General features: G+C 36.3%; 25 protein-coding genes and 1 CRISPR repeat array (1 of these 26 running past the window's edge). Of the genes, 4 read left to right on the forward strand and 21 right to left on the reverse strand.

Features of this window, described 5'->3' with window-relative positions; genetic code table 11:
- A CRISPR array of direct repeats spans positions 1–247; the repeat unit is 37 nt; unit sequence GTTTGAATCGCCAGTCCATTAAAACAAGGATGGAAAC; it begins 1431 nt to the left of the window's first position.
- Positions 248–290: 43 nt separating this feature from the next.
- Both twy1 and METIN_RS01315 read right to left on the reverse strand, forming a co-directional pair.
- A complete protein-coding gene (gene twy1, locus METIN_RS01310; RefSeq protein ID WP_013099680.1) occupies positions 291–1208 on the reverse strand; it encodes a 4-demethylwyosine synthase TYW1 in 918 nt (305 codons plus the stop codon).
- Positions 1205–1876: a diphthine--ammonia ligase gene (locus tag METIN_RS01315; protein ID WP_013099681.1), complete on the reverse strand. Its 672-nt coding sequence runs from the start codon at positions 1874–1876 to the stop codon at positions 1205–1207. The genes twy1 and METIN_RS01315 overlap by 4 nt, the downstream gene beginning before the upstream one ends.
- Before the next feature lie 24 nt (positions 1877–1900).
- Between METIN_RS01315 and METIN_RS01320 the strand changes: the two genes are divergently transcribed.
- The 4 genes from METIN_RS01320 to METIN_RS01335 all read left to right on the forward strand — a co-directional run bounded on the left by METIN_RS01320 (position 1901) and on the right by METIN_RS01335 (position 4310).
- Complete coding sequence (locus METIN_RS01320) at positions 1901–2581, forward strand: TrmJ/YjtD family RNA methyltransferase (protein WP_013099682.1); 681 nt, start codon at positions 1901–1903, stop codon at positions 2579–2581.
- A 4-nt stretch (positions 2582–2585) separates the two neighbouring features.
- Positions 2586–3584 (forward strand): RNA 3'-terminal phosphate cyclase, encoded by a 999-nt coding sequence (rtcA, locus tag METIN_RS01325; RefSeq protein ID WP_048203288.1) that lies wholly within the window; start codon positions 2586–2588, stop codon positions 3582–3584.
- Complete coding sequence (locus METIN_RS01330; protein WP_013099684.1) at positions 3577–3981, forward strand: archease; 405 nt, start codon at positions 3577–3579, stop codon at positions 3979–3981. Before rtcA ends, METIN_RS01330 begins: the two co-directional genes overlap by 8 nt.
- A 131-nt stretch (positions 3982–4112) precedes the next feature.
- Positions 4113–4310: a hypothetical protein gene (locus METIN_RS01335; protein WP_013099685.1), complete on the forward strand. Its 198-nt coding sequence runs from the start codon at positions 4113–4115 to the stop codon at positions 4308–4310.
- On the opposite strand, the gene METIN_RS01340 is transcribed toward METIN_RS01335, so the two are convergent.
- From METIN_RS01340 to METIN_RS01430, 19 genes are all read right to left on the reverse strand, one after another.
- Entirely contained in the window at positions 4297–4617 is a 321-nt protein-coding gene (locus METIN_RS01340) for a hypothetical protein (protein ID WP_013099686.1), read from the reverse strand. The genes METIN_RS01335 and METIN_RS01340 overlap by 14 nt on opposite strands.
- Before the next feature lie 5 nt (positions 4618–4622).
- Entirely contained in the window at positions 4623–5255 is a 633-nt protein-coding gene (locus tag METIN_RS01345; RefSeq protein WP_013099687.1) for a hypothetical protein, read from the reverse strand.
- Complete coding sequence (gene mobA, locus METIN_RS01350) at positions 5227–5811, reverse strand: molybdenum cofactor guanylyltransferase (protein WP_013099688.1); 585 nt, start codon at positions 5809–5811, stop codon at positions 5227–5229. Before mobA ends, METIN_RS01345 begins: the two co-directional genes overlap by 29 nt.
- A 21-nt stretch (positions 5812–5832) precedes the next feature.
- Positions 5833–6792, reverse strand: a complete 960-nt coding sequence (gene mtrH / locus METIN_RS01355) for a tetrahydromethanopterin S-methyltransferase subunit H (RefSeq protein ID WP_013099689.1) — start codon at positions 6790–6792, stop codon at positions 5833–5835.
- A 23-nt stretch (positions 6793–6815) separates the two neighbouring features.
- The gene (gene mtrG / locus METIN_RS01360) at positions 6816–7073 is read right to left on the reverse strand and encodes a tetrahydromethanopterin S-methyltransferase subunit MtrG (protein ID WP_013099690.1); all 258 of its coding nucleotides are present in this window, start codon (positions 7071–7073) and stop codon (positions 6816–6818) included.
- Entirely contained in the window at positions 7074–7298 is a 225-nt protein-coding gene (locus METIN_RS01365) for a tetrahydromethanopterin S-methyltransferase subunit F (protein ID WP_013099691.1), read from the reverse strand. It lies immediately after the preceding gene.
- Between the two features lie 10 nt (positions 7299–7308).
- Positions 7309–8034: a tetrahydromethanopterin S-methyltransferase subunit A gene (gene mtrA, locus METIN_RS01370; protein ID WP_013099692.1), complete on the reverse strand. Its 726-nt coding sequence runs from the start codon at positions 8032–8034 to the stop codon at positions 7309–7311.
- Positions 8035–8056: 22 nt separating this feature from the next.
- Positions 8057–8371 carry a tetrahydromethanopterin S-methyltransferase subunit B gene (locus METIN_RS01375; protein WP_013099693.1) on the reverse strand — a complete coding sequence of 105 codons (315 nt, stop codon included), beginning with the start codon at positions 8369–8371 and terminating at the stop codon, positions 8057–8059.
- Positions 8372–8383: 12 nt separating this feature from the next.
- Positions 8384–9181 carry a tetrahydromethanopterin S-methyltransferase subunit MtrC gene (gene mtrC / locus METIN_RS01380; protein ID WP_013099694.1) on the reverse strand — a complete coding sequence of 266 codons (798 nt, stop codon included), beginning with the start codon at positions 9179–9181 and terminating at the stop codon, positions 8384–8386.
- A 28-nt stretch (positions 9182–9209) separates the two neighbouring features.
- Positions 9210–9902: a tetrahydromethanopterin S-methyltransferase subunit D gene (gene mtrD / locus METIN_RS01385; protein WP_013099695.1), complete on the reverse strand. Its 693-nt coding sequence runs from the start codon at positions 9900–9902 to the stop codon at positions 9210–9212.
- A gap of 22 nt (positions 9903–9924) precedes the next feature.
- Positions 9925–10824, reverse strand: a complete 900-nt coding sequence (gene mtrE, locus METIN_RS01390; RefSeq protein WP_013099696.1) for a tetrahydromethanopterin S-methyltransferase subunit E — start codon at positions 10822–10824, stop codon at positions 9925–9927.
- Between the two features lie 156 nt (positions 10825–10980).
- Positions 10981–12642, reverse strand: coding sequence for a coenzyme-B sulfoethylthiotransferase subunit alpha (gene mcrA / locus METIN_RS01395; protein WP_013099697.1), 1662 nt, complete (start codon positions 12640–12642; stop codon positions 10981–10983).
- A gap of 30 nt (positions 12643–12672) precedes the next feature.
- Complete coding sequence (mcrG, locus tag METIN_RS01400) at positions 12673–13458, reverse strand: coenzyme-B sulfoethylthiotransferase subunit gamma (RefSeq protein WP_013099698.1); 786 nt, start codon at positions 13456–13458, stop codon at positions 12673–12675.
- 10 nt (positions 13459–13468) lie between these two features.
- Positions 13469–14074 (reverse strand): methyl-coenzyme M reductase I operon protein C, encoded by a 606-nt coding sequence (mcrC, locus tag METIN_RS01405; RefSeq protein ID WP_013099699.1) that lies wholly within the window; start codon positions 14072–14074, stop codon positions 13469–13471.
- Positions 14065–14562, reverse strand: coding sequence for a methyl-coenzyme M reductase operon protein D (mcrD, locus tag METIN_RS01410; protein ID WP_013099700.1), 498 nt, complete (start codon positions 14560–14562; stop codon positions 14065–14067). The genes mcrC and mcrD overlap by 10 nt, the downstream gene beginning before the upstream one ends.
- A 10-nt stretch (positions 14563–14572) precedes the next feature.
- A complete protein-coding gene (mcrB, locus tag METIN_RS01415; RefSeq protein ID WP_048203290.1) occupies positions 14573–15907 on the reverse strand; it encodes a coenzyme-B sulfoethylthiotransferase subunit beta in 1335 nt (444 codons plus the stop codon).
- A 93-nt stretch (positions 15908–16000) separates the two neighbouring features.
- Positions 16001–17017, reverse strand: coding sequence for a flippase-like domain-containing protein (locus METIN_RS01420; RefSeq protein ID WP_013099702.1), 1017 nt, complete (start codon positions 17015–17017; stop codon positions 16001–16003).
- Positions 17010–18041, reverse strand: coding sequence for a homoisocitrate dehydrogenase (gene aksF, locus METIN_RS01425; RefSeq protein WP_013099703.1), 1032 nt, complete (start codon positions 18039–18041; stop codon positions 17010–17012). The genes METIN_RS01420 and aksF overlap by 8 nt, the downstream gene beginning before the upstream one ends.
- Complete coding sequence (locus tag METIN_RS01430; RefSeq protein ID WP_048203291.1) at positions 18016–19776, reverse strand: acetolactate synthase large subunit; 1761 nt, start codon at positions 19774–19776, stop codon at positions 18016–18018. Before METIN_RS01430 ends, aksF begins: the two co-directional genes overlap by 26 nt.
- Between the last annotated feature and the right edge of the window lie 36 nt (positions 19777–19812).

Below are 19812 nucleotides of genomic sequence, written 5' to 3' on the forward strand. Positions count from 1 at the left end.
TAAAACAAGGATGGAAACTTACTTTTGAGAACTTTTTTAATAACGAAATTAAAGATTATAGTTTGAATCGCCAGTCCATTAAAACAAGGATGGAAACTTACTTTTGAGAACTTTTTTAATAACGAAATTAAAGATTATAGTTTGAATCGCCAGTCCATTAAAACAAGGATGGAAACCTAACTATCACATCTATATTTATGAATTCATCAAGTTTGAATCGCCAGTCCATTAAAACAAGGATGGAATCTACAAATAAATCCAAATCTATTAATAACATAAAAAATAAAAACTTAAATCTTCACACTAACATCCTTATCCTTATTCACCAGTAGAACAACCCTACTTTCCTCACAGCCATCAGCTATTTTATATCTACTATTCTCCTCAACTTTCTTAGCTAACTTTAAGATTTCATCATAACTAAGCATATGCTCCTTTTTTAATCTTCTCTGTGAGTATCCAACATGCATATATGACTTCAGCTCAATAAAATCAACATTTGCCAACTCATAGAGGGGAATAAACTTTTCTATATTAGTATTATAGTTCCTAACTAAAGTGGTTCTTATACAACTTCTCTCCTTTTTATCTAAGATATTTAAAGTCTCTAAGATGTGCTCCCAAAACTCTTCCTTTCCTCTACAAATTTTTTTATAGCTTTCTAAGTCATAGGCATCTAAGGAGATATAAAGTTGAGTAGGCTTAATCTTCTTAATAACCTCTGTCAATATTCCATTAGATACTAAGAAGGTTGTAAAGCCCTTATCTTTAAATATTTCTATTAATTCATCTATGTAAGGGTATAGGGTTGGCTCTCCTGAGAGAGATAAGGCTATATGCTTAGGATTTAAAGCCTCTTCAAACTTTTTCTCTCCAACTCTATCCAAGATTCCTTTATAACCCATTATAGCCTTTTTATGAAGCTCTAAGATTTTCTCAGCTACTACCTCAGGCTTTTCCCACTCTGGGCTTGGGAATTCATCAATGTCTAAATCTCTTGGTAAAACCCTCCAGCAGAAGATACAGCTCTGCTGGCACCAAATAACTGAAGGGGTGCACTGGACACATCTATGGGTTTCTATCCCATAAAACTTAGACTTATAACAATCTTTATTATAGAGCATCTTTTTCTTTAGCCAGCCACAGAGCTTAACTCCAACATGCTTATAAATTTGATACCTCTGCTTTCTTAAAATTTCAAAGATCATGGTTTATCAACCAACCTAGCCTTTTTTATATGATAGATGCCCCAAGTTTCATGCCACTCTATCTCTCCCTCTATAATCTCTATTCTCTTCTTAAACACAGGAGAGTCTAAAACAAAGGTTTCAGCTTCTCCTCCTTCAAAGGCCTTATGAATTCCATATTTCTCACAGAGCTTTATTAAATCATCAATATTACTTTTATCTATCCTTTTCCCTAACCACTCTTTTCCCAAGCCATAGGCATAGACTCCAACTATAATAACATTAAATAGCTCTGACACCTCCCTTAGGATTGACTCTGGCTCTCTCCCCCAAAGAGGAGAGAAGGATTTTAGCTTAAGCTCTTCACAAACCCTATCAATTCTTTCCTTCTGGTATTTACTTGCTATAGCTCCTGTTACAACACCATCTATGTCAAGCTCTCTTAAACCTTCCTTTAGATCTTCAACTTCCTTCTCCTTCTCTCCTTTAGTATATATCTTCACCAAGGGAATACCTACAGCCTTGGAGCTTAGCTCAGTTAAATGAACATTTGGAATGTGAAACATATAGCTCTCTTTATTTTCACTCTCAACATTAACTAAATATTTAACATTAAACTTATTCTTGATAGCCCAATAGAGAGCATAGTTAGAATCTTTACCTCCAGAGTAGAGAACAGCTACATCCATAATAAATCACCAAAAGGTGGGATCATTATAAAGGTTATCTTAGTCCATCCTAAATATGGTGGAAATGTTGGAAGTGTAGCAAGGGTTATGAAAAACTTTGGGTTCAAGGAGTTGAGGATTGTTGGGGATAGAAAGATAATAAATGATGAAGCTAAAATGATGGCTGTCCATGCTAAAGATATATTGGAGAAAGCCAAGTTCTATGAAACCTTTGACAGTGCTATAGAGGATTTAGACTTTATCATAGCCACTTCTGGAGCAAGGGGGGGAGATAGAAATTTAAAGAGGGTGCCAATAACTCCAAGAGAGTTGGCTGAGAAGATTAAGGAGGTTAGGGGAAATATAGGGTTAGTATTTGGAAGAGAAGATGATGGTTTATACAATGAAGAGCTTGATAAATGTGATCTTCTTGTTTCCATCCCAACCTCTGAGGAATATCCTATAATGAACCTATCCCATGCTGTTGCTGTGATCCTCTATGAACTCTATATAAGTAAGGTTGGCAATAAATTTTTAGACATAAATATTAGAGAGGCCTCTAAAGAAGATAAGGAACTTTTAATTAAAAAGTTTAATGAATTCATAGATAAAAAGGATATCCCTGAACATAAAAAAGAGTTGTGTAAAATAATATTTAAAAGATTAGTTAATAGAGCCTTTATCACAGGAAAGGAAGCTTGGACCCTAATGAGTGCATTTAAGTGAAACCATGTTAATTATTGATGGCTCTGAAGGTGGTGGCCAGATTTTAAGAACAGCTATAGCTTTATCAGCACTGACTGGGAAAGGGGTTAAGATAATAAACATTAGGAAGAAGAGGAAAAATAGAGGGTTAGGGAAACAACATATAGCCTGTGTTAAAGCCTTAAAAAAGCTCTGTAATGCTGAAGTTCATGGACTTTACTTAGGCTCTGAGGAGTTAATATTTATTCCCTCTAAGCTCACTCCTAAGGACTTTGAGATAGATATAGGTAGTGCTGGCTCCATCTCTTTGGTTATCCAAGCCCTTCTCCCATTAGCATTAGGGATAAAGAAGAGCTTTACAGTTAAAATAAGAGGAGGGACAGATGTTAAAAATGCTCCTCCAATAGACTATTTAAAAAATGTAACCTTAAAAATTTTGGGAAGATTTGGATTAGAAACTGAGCTAAAGGTTATTAAAAGAGGCTTCTATCCTGAAGGAAATGGGATAGTGGAATTTAAAGAAAAGCCTTCAAAGATAAAGAAAATTTGTTTAGTTGAGCACTCTGGATCTAACCTTGTTGAAGGTCTCTCCTATGTTCAAAATTTAGATGAAAGTATAGCAAGGAGGATGAGGAGAAAGGCTATTGAACTACTAAATAAAAATAAATTAGAGTGTAATATTAAAATTGAAGTCTCTAAAGGAGTTTCCACTGGAGCTGGGATAGTGCTATGGAATGACACCCTTGGCTCCTCCTGCCTGGGAGAGAAGGGGTTAAGAGCTGAGATAGTGGCTGAGAGGGCTGTTAATTTCTTACTTGAGGAGAGGAGTAGTGGTTTGGCATTAGATAGATATATGGGAGACCAAATTATTCCCTTCTTAGCCTTCTCTGGAGGAGAGGTTGGGGTGTCTAAGATAACAGATCATACTATTAACAATATAAAGGTTGTTGAGCAATTCTTAGATGTTAAATTTACTATTGAGAAGTATAAAAATGGCTACTTAATCAGGGGAGAGCATGTTTAAATACTTTGAAACTACAGCAGACTTAGGAGTTGAAGCCCTTGGGGAGAGTTTAGAAGAAGCTTTTAAAGAGGCTGCAAAGGCTCTTTATAATATAATGGTTGATATAGACAAGGTTGAGAAGAAGGAAGTGGTGGAGTTTGAAGTGGAAGGAGAGGATTTAGAAGAACTATTATATAATTTTCTAAATGAGCTTCTTTACTACACAGATGTCTATGGCTTGGTTTTTAGTGACTTTGAGATAGAGATTAAAAATAATAGGTTGAAGTGTAAAGCCTATGGAGAGAAGATTAGAAAGGAGCATAACATAAAAGAGGAAGTGAAAGCTGTCACTTACCACAAGATGGAGGTTAAAGAGGATAATGGCTTATGGAAGGTTAAATATATAGTTGACCTATAATTTTTTATATCTCTTTTAAAGATAATTTTATGAAAATTAAAAATAACTTAAGTTGATAATAACATTGTCCAAAAATTTTATATAAAATAATAAAAATTTTTATTTTTGTAATACCACACTGTGGTGGTAGGATGGATGATCTTGACAGAAGGGCTATAAGTTTGTTAATAAACTCTACAACTCTAAACTATGATGAAATGAAGGATGTTTTAAGGGAACTAAAAAAGATGGCTAAAATGAAGAAGAAGGAATTTAAGGATTATAGTGTTAGAGACATCTTGGACTACTGGGGAACCTTAGCTTACAAAGAGAGTTTTAAATTAATTTAGGCTGGGTAACATAAATTAACTCTCCTGCATAGATATCAGTCTCCTCTATTTTCTCTATATTATCTCCTAAAAACTCAACTCTATAAATTTTCTTAGGCCTTGGAAGTTCACCAAAAGTTATTATTTCTCCTCCTCTATAGCCAGGGAACTCTAAATTTAGATGTTGGCATATCATTCTTATTTTCTCCCTATGGGTTAAATAATTTCTTCTGTTGAACTCACCTATCATATATTCTATGTCTCTCTCAAACTCTACAACATAATAATATTTAGAATCATAAAATATTCCAACATTTCCCCTAAACATTATCCTCATCCCTCAGTAAGCTTAAAAATTTCCCTAAGCTCTTTGAAAATTTTATTTTCATCTTTTTCCAATACTTTATCTAAAATAAAAATGTTAAACTCTTCACTTATCTCCTCCTTCTCTAAATTCCCACAGAAAATTTTAGTTGTGGCCATAACTCCAATATCTTGGTTTAGCAATTTAACAATTCCATAGAATTTTAGTAGCATATTTAGGGTTATATTTCTATCTTTACACTCAAAGATATATAAATTGTTATTAACCCTTGCCACTATGTCAATTTCAGTGATACTTTTCCCATTGTACTCAACATTTAAATTTCTATAGACTTCTCCATCTATATTAAAATATTCAAAAAACTTCTTTATTAAAAAGTATGTCCAAAGCTCAAATAATGTTCCCTGTGGAAGAGTATCTAATTTATAAAGTAAATTAGCTCTTCTTAAAAGAGAGTTGAAGGTTTCGTCATCATTAAAACTTCTCTCCATTAAATGCTTTCTAAATTTTGGCTTGGATAAAGAGAGATAAAAGAGCTCTTGAATATCCACATGGCCAGAGGGAGAGATCCCTCTTAAGATATAGGATTTTACTTTAATATTTTTATTTACCTCATTTTTTAATAAGATGTTTAAGGGCATCCCTTAACTCCTCAGGGGTATTAATATTTATAAAGACATTTTTAAATTTTTCAGCATCTACATATAAAGGATTTAGTTCTCTAATGAGATATATAATTTTTCTTTTATCTTCTAAGATTAGCTTATTCAAATATATCTTAGAGTCTTTCCTATACAGAGAAAAAAGAGGCTCAATAAACCCATTTCTATGCCTTGGGACTATACATTTACAACCTCTCTTTTCAGCAAATTTAATATTTGCTATTAAATAATTTATAAAATCTTCAGTCAAAAAAGGACAGTCACAGGGTAGAACTAAGTACCACTCTGAGTTTAAAGTCCTCATCCCAGATAAAATTCCTGCAAGTGGGCCAAAGTCATCAATTAAATCAAAGCTTAAAAAATTATTATATTTAAATAATAAGTTTTTTGAGGTGACTATGGTGTAGGGAATTTTTAACTTCTTCAAAATAGAGATTGGATAGTCAATTAAATACTTATCTCCAAACTTTTTAAATGGCTTATTTCCTCCTATTCTCTTTCCCTTCCCTCCTGCTAAAATAATAGCTGAAATCATAAAAATCAAAATTAATATTAATTAGAGAAGCTTCTTGAATGGATGGAAGTCAACAGGCTCTATTCCTAACTCCTTAGCAGCCTCAGCTATGGTAGCATCAATCATAGCAACAGCTGGGAAGACAACTTGAGCATCATCTATAGGCCCATATAGAACAAAGTCTCCAGCTGCACAGACTTGCATTAGTGTAGCTCCAACATCACAGACAGCTCTTATTTCCTTAGCTAACTCTCTATGTCCTTCTTCTCTTAACTTCTTTCTGAACTCTCTTAACCAATCCCATGCTGATGGGATGTTGTGAATTCCACTTCCTACTGGGTAACCAAATAAAGCCTTAACTGCAAATGAGGCTCTAACTGCAGGCCCAGCTCCATTACCCAATGGAGTGACTGCTGTATCAATGAATAATTTATCAATTCCAGCCTTTTCAGCTAACTCTAACATTCCCTTATCTGTTGTCTTTCCACCATTTGTTAAAACATTTATCTTACCCTCAACAGTTGGATCCATTGGGTCAAAACATAAAACTATAGATGCTGAGATGTCACTCTCTACCAATGTTTGATATTCTGGCTCTTCAATGGAAACATTGATAGAGTTGTAAATACACTGATCAGCATATCCTGCCTCTGTAGCTCTCTTAGCTGCTGCCATTCTTGCCTCTGCTGATGTAGAGTCTAACAACACTGGCCCATCCCAAACCTCAACAACAAAATCAACATACTTAGTTAAAGCCTCTGGAGTACCTCCAAACACTTGAACCCATGCAGGATTTCCAGTAACATCTTCCATTTCAGCCTGTTTATTTATTAAATCCTCAGCAGCTGCTTTATCAAAAATTCCCTTTCTTTCATCTTCAACTATCTTATGTCTTGCATAGAATATAGTTCCAGATAAAGCTGTTGGATACTCCCCTGGCTGACCTCCACACTTTCTTCCAGCTACTTCATAAACAAACTGTTCCTTGTCAAACTTAAACATAACCTCTCACCCTTTTTCTATTTTTATGGCTTAACAACTTGAACCTTTATACTTAAGAGTTCAACAATCTTTATTAAAGCTGGTAAAATATAGGATAAGATAATTCCAATAACCAAACCATATAAAATTCCTATATCTCTACCTACCTTTTTCCCAGCAATTTGGAAAAGCTCAGCATTGGTATTTTCAACCTTTTTTTCTAATTCATCTAATCTTTTTTTAATTTCCTCAAAATCCTTAGGATCCATCATAACTTGGGGAATTTTTTCATCATTAGACATTTACATCCCCCCACTCATCTTTAAGTAAATATATAATATTAGTGGAATTCCAAACAATACTAAGGCAAAGATAGCTCCACAGATAGCTCCTTTTAATCCATAATGTTCTATTCCACTCTCTAACCCTCTATTTCTTGTTATTAAGCCTACTTTATACTCAAGCTCTTCCATATAACTTTGAATTGAAGAGATGTTAGGCTTGTTTGTGATCTCTATTTTTGCCATCTTCTCACCTTTATAACATTAGAATTCCTAAGAACACTAACATAATAAACAATCCTGCAGCTATTCCCTGAATTTTTCCATTATAGTATCCAGATTGCCACTTAGCTAATAAACCATTATAACCCATTTCAGCTCCAATTAACCTTATTCTACTCTCAACTATGGCTATTTCAGGAGTTATTGGCTTTACAACCCCTTCTTTTCCTTCTTCCTCTCCTCCACCACCTTCTAACTGAATAATGTAAGGGTCTTCATCTATAGCCCCTGGATCTTTAGATAAACACTCCTTAATAGCCTGAGTTATCTTACCAATATCTTCACAGTCAATTAAATCTATAACTTCAACTATTTGCCTTCTGAATCTTTCAACAGCATCTTTATCAACATTCTCTAAGAATGGGATAGCCCCTTTAGCTCCAATAATTTGCCCACTGTCATCTATTCCATTCTCCCATAAGGCCTTAAAGCACTGTCCAGTTATATGCCCCTGAACTTCTGAACCACAGAGGATCATGAATCTGATATTTGGATTTGAGATATAGTTGGCTACAACCTTCTCTATCCCTAAGTTTTCTGTATGGCAAGGCCCAGCAATAGCTGCTCCAGCTTCAATACAGGCTTGTTCTAACCCATGGGATCCAAGGGTTACTACACCAACACAGCTCTCTGGATTACCAACAACATACTCTCCACTGACAATAGGCCATCCTGGAGCTGGTTCCTTTTTGTTAGCCATTTCTACTCACCTAAAAAATTTTTTAGAAGTATTTAACCCCTATAATAATTGCCAACAAAGATAATAACCCTAAAGCTATCCAGAAACCAAAGAAGAAAGGTTTAAAGATCCCAGACATAGCATAGATATAGTCTCTATTTGGAAATGAATTTAATGGTGGTTTTCTTGGATCTAAAGAGTCTTCATAAGCTTGAACCAACTTCTCCAACTTATTTAACTCTTCCATTATTGGATTTACATCAACAAATAATATATCTCCAAATCCTTTGGTAATTTCTCCTGTTTCTACATTATAAACCAAAGGAATCTTTTCATCAATTAGAACATAAGCTGGCATCTCCTAACCCCTCTACTGTTCTTTTTTAGGAATTTCTGGAACTTCTAAGACTGCACAGGCATCATTTAAGGACATCTTAACAAACTTAGTATAAACTATAGCCCATAGTATAATTGAAACTACTATTGAAAGTAAGTCTAACTTAACAACTGAGAAGATGAACCAAGTTAATAGCCCACAGGCTACAGCTAAGGTTAATGTCCTTTTATGGCTCTCATCTGGCCCTAAACAGGCATTGAATGGATGTAATATAGCCATCCCTGGAGCTATGAAGGCTAAGGCTATAATTCCACTCTTAACTGCAGCATCTACATAAATTTTAGGATCTAATGAGCCAGCATAAGCCACTGTAAAGCCAAGTATAGCCATAGCTCCAGCTATAGATAAGAAAGTCATACTTCTAACCATAATTGGGATCTTCATTCCTACAGGATTAACTGTTAATTTACCAACAATAACCCCAACAATGGCTGATATGATAAGAGTTAATATTGGAGCTGCTAAGTAAGTAATCCCTAAAGCCTTTGGAATTAAGATCCCTGCTAAAGCTGCTAAGGTTCCCATCCCTAAACTGATCATACCAATAGATGGAACCCCTGTACCTAACCCATAAGCTGCTACCTTTCTAACAGTGTTAGCTCCAGCAACACATGCAGCAGCTGCTAATAAACCACCGACTAACATGGATAAACCATAAGGACTTAGAAAGTGAGCTAAATAACTACCAATTAAAGATAAACCAACACCTACAGCCATGATTTGCTCTTCTGGATATAACTCAGCTGCATGACCTCCTCCACCATGAGACATATAACCACCCTATATAAAATTTTTAAATTTACAAAGACATTAGTATTAGGACAATTGCACATAATAAAGAGGCTACTAAAGAGGCTATAACTCCATTAGGCATTTTCTTAAACTTAGGATCATGGAACCCTTCTATTGTTCCTCCTATGTTGTAAGATGCAAGAACTGCATTAATGAAGAAGAAACCAACTGCTAACATCCCTGCAAGCTCTGGAGAGAAACCTAAGTTTAGTAAAGCTATGTAAGTTAAAGCCCCTCCAATCCCTCCAAGAGCAGCTCCTATTAAACCAGAGACAAAACAAACTGTTGGAATTCCATGTCCTGTTGTACCTGGAGTTATATAATCTTTCTGAGGATCCTTTGTTATTGGGTCAACTTCACACTTATCTGCTGCTGGTACAACTCCAACCCCAAAAACATAGATAAATTGAGCTATTAACATTGTAACTCCCAACATGATCATGGAACTAACAGCTCCAGAGAGCATGATTAAAGCTATTCCAGTTGGAGATAAGCCAACTATGGAAGACATGACAGCAGCTCCTAACAAGCCTGTAAAACCTGCTCCTGCAGCAAGCTGGGTTGTCCCAGTACCAACCCCTGTAGATGTAGCCATAGCTGCTGGAGCCCCCCCAACAGGGATGAAATGGACACTTGCATTAATAATAGCTCCAGCAATTGTTATCCCAACCAAAGGAAGAGCTAAAGAGATAGGATCCATTTTTCCACCTCAAAAATCTTTTTTATTTGTATGGGCCAAACTTCTCCCTTGCAAACACTTCCACTTTTCTGTTGACAATTGCCAATATAACAACTATTATTAATCCTATAACTATAGAGATAACTGATGAAATGATTGGATCTTTTTGCTCTAATATATTCCCTAAAACTCCTCTCCATCCATCTAAGAAGACTATTAGCCCAAAACAAATTCCTGTTAGAACCCCTCCAAGTCTGGAACAGAAGTAAGAGGAATCCATACTGTTCCTTAAACCATACTCAGCTTTTATATCAATGTCTCCATGGTTAGCTACTGGAACCCCTCCACCAAAAGGATACTTCTGATACTCTCTCTCAGCTCCATAGTGGACATCTCCAGTTGAGGAACCAATTGCTCCAACTGTAATACCAAATATGAAGGCTATTAATGGTAGTGGGAATGGATTTCCTAAGATTGTATTAGCCAAGTAAGCCATTAAAACCATACAAAACACAGCAATAAAACCATGTCCAACAATAGGGCCTATATGAGACATAACAATATCCCAATATACTGGCTGGCCAAAGTTCTTAGATTGACCTACAATTCTTCCTAAGTATGCTGAGATGGCATAAGCTCCATGAACTAAAGCTGCTACTCCAGCTCCAATAATTAAGGCTAAGACTGGGTTAAATCCAGCTTGTATTATAGCATAAGCTATAGATCCAGCAACTGCAACATATAAACCATAGGAAACTGGTTCCCCAGAGATAGCTTTGTTGTAATATCTATGGATATTTCCCATCTGTGGAGCTAACTGAACCTGAGAGTTAGGGTTTGACTGAGATCCAACATCTGACTCTAAATCCTCTGCACAGCCAGCTATTGTTGCTAAAGCTCCACTTAATGCCAAGGCTCCAAGAGTTATTAACAAAGTATCCACAATCTCACCCCTTTTTAATGAGCTTTGAGTATTATATGCCTAATATTTAAAATTTTCCAAATTTTCTGTTAAAATTAACCTTAAGAATACTAAAGTAGACTTTATTATTTGTTCTCATAATTAAAACAAATGAGGGCTATTAAAAAAAATAAAGGTTTAGTGAGCAGGGATAATTGGATCTCTTTCTCCTGCTGGTTCAAACTCTCTAAGTGCACCTCTTGCAAACTCTTTTCTTGGGTATCTGAAGTCAAATATTAAGGATGGGTCAGCAAATGCTACCTTAATTAATGGGTTTAATGCAAATGCGTCTCCTCTTCCAGAGTGGGCAGCTTGTGTAATTCCAGCATATTCTCCTTGGTGTCCGACGTTCATTGCATAGTTTGGATAGTTTGGCCCTCTTAACTCTAATGGTGATCCTTCATCGTTTCTGAAGGATAATGAGTTAGCAGCTCCACACTGGTCTTGTAAGTCGTAACCGTAGAATCCTAACCTGCTGTGGTATTCTTTATGTAATATTTGACTTAAGTACCATCCGTTTAATCCAGCATTACTGTTTCCTGTAGCTAAAGCTACGCTAATTCCAGAAGCTGCAGCTGTAACAGCTGCTCTTTGTGATCCTCCGAAGTGGTCTTCTAATAATGCTGGGTAGGTGTCATACTGTTCTAAAGCGTATAGTGTAACTTCTGTAGCTATGTCTTCAACAACGTCCATTGTTGGCTTAACAGAGTTGCATCCTCCATATTTCTTGTTTATGTAGTCATAACCATAGTAGCTGAAATCGTCTAAGATGTCATCAGTATAGGAAGCTGTAGCGTACTGAGTGAATCCAACCCCTCCAGACATGTAACTTCCTAACCATATTTGGTCAAATAAAGCAGCTCCTGCAGCGACAACCTCTAAGGATTGTTCTACAGGATCATCTGAAACTCTTGTTGTTTGAACAACGTCAGCTAAGACTCCAAAGTACATTCCTCCTGGTTCATTTGGTCCTCTTGCTCTTCTTGCTGGTAAGAAAGTTGCCATCTGAATAACGTCAGCGTGCTTAGCTGCGTAGGAGAAATCAGCTATAGCAGCTTCTCCAGCACATAACTTATAAGCTGTAATGAATGACATTCCTATCTGCATTGCACTCCATCTTGCTATTGTACCTCCATCACAGACTCTTCCAACTAATGTAGGAACTCTTGAAACTTGGTAGGTTCTCTTACCTATAGCCTTCTTTATTTGCTCAGCCTGCTCTTCTGGGAACAACTTGTTAATGTCAATTAAGAATCTCTTATCTATCTCATCAGCTAACTCATCATCTCCTGTAAATATCTTAGCATAACAGTCCCAAACTAATGCTGGGTGAACTTCAACCATGTGTTCCTGAACAACTGCCCCTCCTGGGAGAGCGTGGTTGATAACTTCCATATACTCGTTTATAGTTTCTGGAGTAGCCTCTACCCCTAATCTCTTCTCTAAGACAGCATGAGCTGTATCCATTCCAACGATGACAGTTCTTCTTATATCATCCCACATTTGCTGAATAGCTGCGTTGTTCATGAAGTGTAAGTCGTCTCCTTCAACAATAGCATCTGTGTTAGAAACTTTATAAGGCATTAATTTTCTCTGTCCTAATGGAACCCCAATATCTGGGTTGTAGAATGGAATTCCTCCTCTCTTCTCTATTAACTTCTGAGCAGCTTCAACGAACTCTCTCTTTCTTGCAGACTGTCTCCATCCTCCAAAGATGTAGAACTTTGTATACTTCTCTCTTGGATCCTCTTCAAACTTCTCCTTTAATGCCTTTAAGAATAATCTTTTCTCAGCTTCCATCTCTATCACCTCAAAAAGTTATTTTTTGGTTTATAAGAACTTCTCAATGATGTCATCCTGTGGCATGAACCCTCCTAAGGTTCTTGCTCTGTGAATTCTCTTGATAACTATTAAGAGTTCTTCATCATCTCTTAATGGAACTCCATCTTTTCTATATATAGTAGTTATCTCCTTTAACTTCTCCTCTGGTAATGGCTCTCCAACATCAACAGGCTCATCTAATGGTCTTCCAACTTGATCTTTTACATAAACAACATGTCCAGTTTTCTCATCATAAACATATCTCTGTAAAGCATCAAACATTAAACCATTTTCATCCAACCTTAGAGAATGTCCATGAACTGTAGCTCCTCTAATTCCACATCTTGCTGGGTCATAGAAAGCTGTATCTAATAAGAAATTCTTAGATATAGCTTCTAAATCACTCTCTCTCATTTCAATAACTTGCCTTCCTGACAATGTACCAGTATCTACTCCTCTGAATCTCCACATGTAGGTTCTTGCTCTATCATAAGGCTGAGCTGGAGCAAAGTACATGGAATCAGCAAACTGTATATATCTTATTCTATGTCCTTCCTTAGCTCCATTTATTGGCTCTACTAAGTCTCTAACATAATCCTCTGGTAAGTCCATCTCTTCCAATGGTGGGTGAACAGTCTTATAATCCTCTCCTGGCTGTCTGTGTCCCATTATTTTAACAACATCATCATCTGGGATATCTCTCAACTTCTCCAACTGAATCTCTGGATTCATGTGCTTTCTTCTGTTCTCAGCTATCTTTGTACTTCCTGGATAAAACTGTGGCTTGTATGCCATTCCTATCACCTCAACTTAATTTACTTAAGTGGTACTTTATTTTATTTATGATCTCATCAATCTTTGACTGAGGACAGGATTCTCCTCTAATTACTCCAGTGACTATATCAACAACTGTACCCTTAGTTTTAGGGTTTAGAGGAAGTATATCTCTTGTCTTAACCCCATACTTAGCAAGATCCTCCATATCTACAGGAGCTTGGCAAACTATTATTGTAGGAATTTCAACATACTTAAGGAAGAGGGCTGCTTTATAAACTATATGGCTAATGACATTACCAAAGTGCACTATGCAAAGCTTATGCCTATTTATCTGCTTAGCCTCCTCTGGCTTTATTCCAAAGGTTGATCCTAAAGAACCCCTTGGAGAATCTGCTGGAATTCCAGAGCCAGCGTTAAGCACAAGGACACTTGTCTGTATTCCAACTTCCCTAATTCCATAAGTTATTTCACAAACTGGTTTAGTTATATGCCTCCTTCCAGGAGACATTGCTACAACAACAACATCATTTTTTAAAGCCTCTGCTAAGGTTCCTCTCTGAGCTAAACCTCCACCTTCAGCTAAACCCATTACAGCCCTACAGTCAATAATTTGCTCAAATCTTCCTACTGGCATTCTTGATCATCACTTTCCTTTTCAACAACTGCTAAGCTATCCTTTAACCTACTTCTTGGATCAATCATTCCTATTAATCTTCTGTCAATTTCATTAATTAACTGAACTCCCTTCTCTCCATACTTTAAATAGTCTGTGACAGTTGGCTTTTCTTTCAAGAACTTACCAACCTTAATATCATAACCAAAGGGAAACATCTCTTTACAAATCTCCTCTATCTTTTCAAGTTCAGAGTCATCAGAGAGAGTTACAATAAACCTACCTGCCATCACTGTTAGCTCAACTGGAACTCCTTTAACTTCAATTATCTTCCTTTCACTATGATTCACTGGTAGGCCTCTTGCAGGGCCATAATATACAACTTTTGGTAAAGGTTGCCCATGGATAACTACTCTTTCAACAGTCTTTAAGTCATAGAGTTTATTTAAAAATTTTTCAGTGGTAGAGGCCTTAAGATATCTATGAGGGAAGATCTCAACTTCTATCATTTAAGACCACTTAAATTTTGTCTTTAACTTCTAAAGCTCCCTTTATAACATATTTTAATGGTTCTCTAAATTCATCAATTGCTCCAAAGACAGTTCCAATTAAAGCTGAGGTTCTCTCTGGTGAGAACATCTGAGTTCCTGCATCTAAACACATTGCTGCAGCAACTGGTGGGATAGCAAATCCTTTGGAGTGTCTTGTAACTATGTGGTTTCCATTGAATATTCCAGGACCTCCTCCACCATAGATGGAGTGGGAGAAGAAACTGAAACCAACAGCTGTACCCTCAGTTCTTCCAAAGTCTACTCCTGGAAGTCCAGTTTCATACTCTAAGATGTCATTGTAGTATAAGATGGTTGAAGCTACACCCTGAGCAGCTCTTGCAGCTCCAACGTTAACAATAACAGCTGCTACTAAACCAGCTGCAGCATAAGCGTTCCACTTGGCTATATCAACTGGTCTATATAACTTAAATCCTGAGGATAATGTTTTATCCTCCTTTATAACTCCATCTTCTAAAGCTCTGTCTAATAATGAAGCTATAACTGTCCCAACAGTTCCATTCTTACCATTTTCTTTAACTAAGTCTATAACTAAGTTATTTGCATTTAATCCTTGGTAAGCTAAACCTAATAAGTGTAGTCTTTCAAATGCTCCTATAGCATCTCCCATTTCAAACATTGCAGTTTGCTCCATTATAGCGGTGAAAGCTACAGCGTTCATAGTATTCTTCTTAGTACAGGCAACAAAGTGGTTAACCATAATATTTCTTAAAGCATATCCTGGACACTCTAAGGTTAATGGATTCCCTAAGAGAGCTGAAATGTTAGCTCCTTTCATTGTAACATCATGAGGATATCCTCCTAAAATAGCTGCATGGATCATAGGAGCATCAAAGAGATCAACATCAAAGGTTCTTATAATAGCCTCTTTTAAAGCCTGAGCTGTAACTAAGGTTGAAATTGTATATTCTGCAGCTATATCTAACCTCTTTGATGGAACCTGAACAGCCATTTGTTTACCATCATTAATTAACTTGATGGAGGTGTCATCATCCTCAGAAACTCTTAAGGTTTTTTCTACATACTCAGCTATGGTTTCAGCATTTTCAACAATTGGTAAGTCTAACTCTCTTCCTAATATCTTACAGCCCTTACCTCCAACCTGTCCAGTTCTTAAAGCATTTTCAATTCCTGCTAAGTTAACTGCAACAGTTCTCTTAACATCCTTAACTAACTTTTGAATTGTTGGGTTGTATAAAGGGCTTATAGCTTCTAAAGGTACATTTTCCTCAACTAACTTTCCCTTTTCATCATACAAATCAATTGTATCCTTATACTTCATCAATCTCACCCTAAAATGGTACTTCTCAATAACTATTAAACTAAAGTCTATATATATCCCTTTTGTTATTTTGAATGGAATAGTAAATTTTATATATTATTTTGATTTGGGGTTCTCAAGCTTTTTTAAGTAGAGGTAGGAGAAGTAGCCTAATATGGTTGGGATTAAAAAGGAGATGATTCTATCTAAGATGGTTACTCCAGCAGATACTGATGGAGGAATGTTAAAGAGAGTTGAAGAGAGGATTATAACAAGATCAGCACTACCAACCCCTGCAGGAGTTAGGGAAAAGATTCCACTTAAGAAGGTTACAAAGTAGATAATGGCTACTGAGATTATAGAGGTGAAGCAATTTAAGGACAAGAAGAATAAATAAAATTTTATAACATCAACCAAGTACCAAAAAATTGTTAAAATTATAGCTATAATTAAGTTCTTATCCTTCTTCTTGTCTTTGAAGTGGTCAAGGGATCTATAAAATTTCTCAATCTCTTCTAAAACTCTGCACTCATCTATATCTCTCCTTAAAATCCTACAGGAAAAGGAAACAATCTTTATAGCTATTCTTGTTAGTAACTTCCTATTTAAAATCAAGTAAGCTATCAATCCTATAAAAATTAAAAAGAAGAGCCAAGCAGTAAGAAGAATGCTAATGTGAACACCAGAGAGCATAAGTAAGAGGATAACTGTAAAGGACATAATTAAAAAGATTAATGTGTCAATGAATCTCTCAACTATCACTATAAAAGCTGATTCTCCTCCAGAGATGTTATAGAGCTTATGTAAATAGTACATCCTTACAGGCTCTCCCCCTCCTCTCATGGAAGGAGTTGTATTATTTACAAATTGTCCTATGAGGGTTATAAGAAAGAGAGTTTTAAAAGAGATATTATTGTAGTTAGCAACTTTTAAGATATATTTACACCTTAGAGTTAAAATTACAAGCCCTAAGAATTGTAAAATTAGGGCTAAGAGAATGTAGAGAGGATTAGCTTTTAATAATATGTTTATAATTTTATCTATTCCAATGACATACAAGATAACTAAAATTATTGAGATTCCAATGAAAAATAGGAGAATAGTTTTCTTACTAACCTTATGTTTATTACTCATAGTTGGTCACATATTTTATAATCTCTTCAGCAACTTCATGAGTTTTTAAAGAGCCTCCAAGGTCTTTAGTAACCTTCCCTTCTTCTATACAGTGTTTTATAGCCTCTCTAATAAGGTTTCCTTTTTCTTTCTCTCCTATGTAGTCAAAGATCATAGCTACACAGAGTATAGCAGCCATTGGGTTAGCTATTCCCTTCCCAGCTATGTCTGGAGCTGAGCCATGGACAGGCTCAAATAAAGCCTTTCTCTCTCCTATGTTAGCTGAAGGAGCTAAACCAAGGGAGCCAAGTAGTAGAGAAGCTTCATCTGATAAGATGTCTCCAAACATGTTAGTGGTTACAATAACATCAAACCTTTCAGGCTCTTTTATTAGTAAGTAAGAGGCTGAATCAACCAAGTAGTCATCTGCCTCTATCTTATAATTTTTAGCAACCTCATAGAAGGTTTTTAAAAAAAGCCCATCAGTAACCTTTAAGACATTAGCCTTGTGTATACAAGAAACCCTTTTTCTCTTATTTTCCTTGGCATATTCAAAGGCAAACCTTACAATTCTCTCAGAGGCTTTTTTTGAGACAACTCTATCAGCTATAGCTATGTCATAAAGCTCTCTCTCAAATCCTACATAGAGATCTTCAGTATTCTCCCTTATAATGACTAAGTCTACATTTTTAACATCTAAAAATTTATTTTTTCCTAAGTAGCCTTCTAACCTTAAAAGTCCAAAGTTATTTATTGGCCTAACATTGGCATATAAATTAAAAGTTTTCCTCAATGTTAATATTGGGCTCTTATAATCCTTTACCCCCTTTGGAGAGGTTACAGCTCCAAATAAGATAATGTCAGATTCTTCAGCCTTCTCCAATGTTTCCCTTGGAAGGAACTCTTTACATCTTCTATAGCACTCTAAGCCAGCATCTCCTTTAAGTATCTCAAAGTCTCCTAATAAGGTTAAGAGTTTAACAGCCTCTGGGATAACCTCTTTTCCTATCCCATCTCCTTCAATAACTAACACTTTCCTTTTCAATTCTAACCCTCTCTATATCCTTGAATTTAATACTCTTAACTCTTGGCTCAACCCTTTCAGGCTTAACTATATTTGTTAGCTTATCTCCAGGAGGAACCATAGGAAGAGCTTCAGCAGGATCTATAACAATATCTAAAAGATAAGGTTCATCACTTTTTATAGCCTCTTCTAACTTCTCCCTAATCTCATCTGGAGAGCTTACCCTATCAGCTTTAACTCCATAGCTTTCAGCCAATCTGACAAAGTCAGGACTCTCTCCTAAGTGCACTTCACTCTGCTTTTTGTTGTAATAAAGGTTTTGCCACTGATAAACCATTCCTAAGGTTCTGTTGTCAAAGACACAAATAACCACTGGAATATTGTATTCAGCTACTGTAGCCAACTCCTGAGAGTTCATTAAGAAGCCTCCATCTCCAGTAATACATATAACCTTATTTCCTGGCTTAGCCACCTTTGCCCCTATAGCTGCTGGAAAACCAAAACCCATAGTTCCCAATCCACCTGAAGAGATTAGAGACCTTGGACACTTAAATTTAAAGTAGTGGGCTATCCACATCTGATTCTGTCCTACATCTGTAGTTATTATAAACTTTTTCCCTTCTAAGAGAGACATAAGCTCTTTAACAAACCTCTGAGGTTTTATTGGCTTATCATTAAAGTCCATCATTGGAATTGAGCTTTCTTTTAAATATCTTATTCTCTCTAACCAACTCTCTTTAACCTTTATATTCTCCTTGGATAAACCCATCAGCATTGATCTTAAAACATTCTTAGCATCTCCAACTATTGGAACATCTACTCTAATATTCTTCCCAATCTCAGCTGGATCTATATCAATGTGTATAATCTTAGCATTTGGAGCAAACTCTTCAGGATTTCCTACCACTCTATCAGAGAATCTACAGCCAATAGCTAAGATGAGATCAGCTTCAGTTACAGCATAGTTAGCTGCTTTAGTTCCATGCATCCCTAACATTCCAAGGGAAAGAGGATGATCCTCTGGAAATGCTCCCTTACCCATTAGAGTAGTGGCCACAGGAATCTTTAAAAGCTCTACTATTCTGTAAAGTTCTTCATGGGCTCCACTTATTATAACCCCTCCACCAGCAATAATTACAGGTTTCTCAGCTTCAGATAGTAATCTAATGGCTTTCTTAATCTGTAAAGGATGACCAACAGTCTTAGGCTTGTATCCAGGAAGATCTACCTTAGCTGGAATTGGATACTTCTCTAAATCTATCTCTCCTGTCTGAACATCCTTAGGAATATCTATATGTACTGGCCCAGGCCTTCCTGTTGTAGCTATCTCAAAAGCTGCTCTAAAGGTTTCTGGAATTTCCTCAGGCTTTTTCAGCTGAAAGTTATGCTTAGTTATAGGCATGAATAAGCCAAGGGCATCAATCTCTTGAAAGGCATCATTCCCTATTAACTTTGTTGGCACCTGTCCAGTTAAAGCAATGACTGGGGAAGAGTCAGCATAAGCTGTAGCTATTCCAGTCACTAAGTTAGTAGCCCCTGGCCCAGAGGTTGAGACACAAACTCCAGCCTCTCCAGAGGCTCTGGCAAATCCATCAGCTGCATGGGCTGCAGCCTGCTCATGCCTTGTTAGTATATGAATTAAATCACTATCATAGAGAGCATCATAAAATGGTAAAATTGCTCCACCAGGATAACCAAAGATGATTTTAACACCTTCTGCCTCTAATGCCTTTATTATTGCTTCTGCACCTTTCAATACTATCACCAAAAAATGATTTAAGAGTTGAACTAA

Origin of the sequence: Methanocaldococcus infernus ME, from assembly GCF_000092305.1 — an archaeon.
Classification (GTDB): Archaea; AGJL01; Methanococci; order Methanococcales; family Methanocaldococcaceae; genus Methanocaldococcus; species Methanocaldococcus infernus.

Bases quoted from the DNA above. Each gene is read 5' to 3' on its own strand.
- twy1 (WP_013099680.1), bottom strand. From the start codon at position 1,208: ATGATCTTTGAAATTTTAAGAAAGCAGAGGTATCAAATTTATAAGCAT.
- METIN_RS01315 (WP_013099681.1), bottom strand. From the start codon at position 1,876: ATGGATGTAGCTGTTCTCTACTCTGGAGGTAAAGATTCTAACTATGCT.
- rtcA (WP_048203288.1), top strand. From the start codon at position 2,586: ATGTTAATTATTGATGGCTCTGAAGGTGGTGGCCAGATTTTAAGAACA.
- METIN_RS01330 (WP_013099684.1), top strand. From the start codon at position 3,577: ATGTTTAAATACTTTGAAACTACAGCAGACTTAGGAGTTGAAGCCCTT.
- METIN_RS01335 (WP_013099685.1), top strand. From the start codon at position 4,113: ATGGATGATCTTGACAGAAGGGCTATAAGTTTGTTAATAAACTCTACA.
- METIN_RS01340 (WP_013099686.1), bottom strand. From the start codon at position 4,617: ATGTTTAGGGGAAATGTTGGAATATTTTATGATTCTAAATATTATTAT.
- METIN_RS01345 (WP_013099687.1), bottom strand. From the start codon at position 5,255: ATGCCCTTAAACATCTTATTAAAAAATGAGGTAAATAAAAATATTAAA.
- mobA (WP_013099688.1), bottom strand. From the start codon at position 5,811: ATGATTTCAGCTATTATTTTAGCAGGAGGGAAGGGAAAGAGAATAGGA.
- mtrH (WP_013099689.1), bottom strand. From the start codon at position 6,792: ATGTTTAAGTTTGACAAGGAACAGTTTGTTTATGAAGTAGCTGGAAGA.
- mtrG (WP_013099690.1), bottom strand. From the start codon at position 7,073: ATGTCTAATGATGAAAAAATTCCCCAAGTTATGATGGATCCTAAGGAT.
- METIN_RS01365 (WP_013099691.1), bottom strand. From the start codon at position 7,298: ATGGCAAAAATAGAGATCACAAACAAGCCTAACATCTCTTCAATTCAA.
- mtrA (WP_013099692.1), bottom strand. From the start codon at position 8,034: ATGGCTAACAAAAAGGAACCAGCTCCAGGATGGCCTATTGTCAGTGGA.
- METIN_RS01375 (WP_013099693.1), bottom strand. From the start codon at position 8,371: ATGCCAGCTTATGTTCTAATTGATGAAAAGATTCCTTTGGTTTATAAT.
- mtrC (WP_013099694.1), bottom strand. From the start codon at position 9,181: ATGTCTCATGGTGGAGGAGGTCATGCAGCTGAGTTATATCCAGAAGAG.
- mtrD (WP_013099695.1), bottom strand. From the start codon at position 9,902: ATGGATCCTATCTCTTTAGCTCTTCCTTTGGTTGGGATAACAATTGCT.
- mcrA (WP_013099697.1), bottom strand. From the start codon at position 12,642: ATGGAAGCTGAGAAAAGATTATTCTTAAAGGCATTAAAGGAGAAGTTT.
- mcrG (WP_013099698.1), bottom strand. From the start codon at position 13,458: ATGGCATACAAGCCACAGTTTTATCCAGGAAGTACAAAGATAGCTGAG.
- mcrC (WP_013099699.1), bottom strand. From the start codon at position 14,074: ATGCCAGTAGGAAGATTTGAGCAAATTATTGACTGTAGGGCTGTAATG.
- mcrD (WP_013099700.1), bottom strand. From the start codon at position 14,562: ATGATAGAAGTTGAGATCTTCCCTCATAGATATCTTAAGGCCTCTACC.
- METIN_RS01420 (WP_013099702.1), bottom strand. From the start codon at position 17,017: ATGAGTAATAAACATAAGGTTAGTAAGAAAACTATTCTCCTATTTTTC.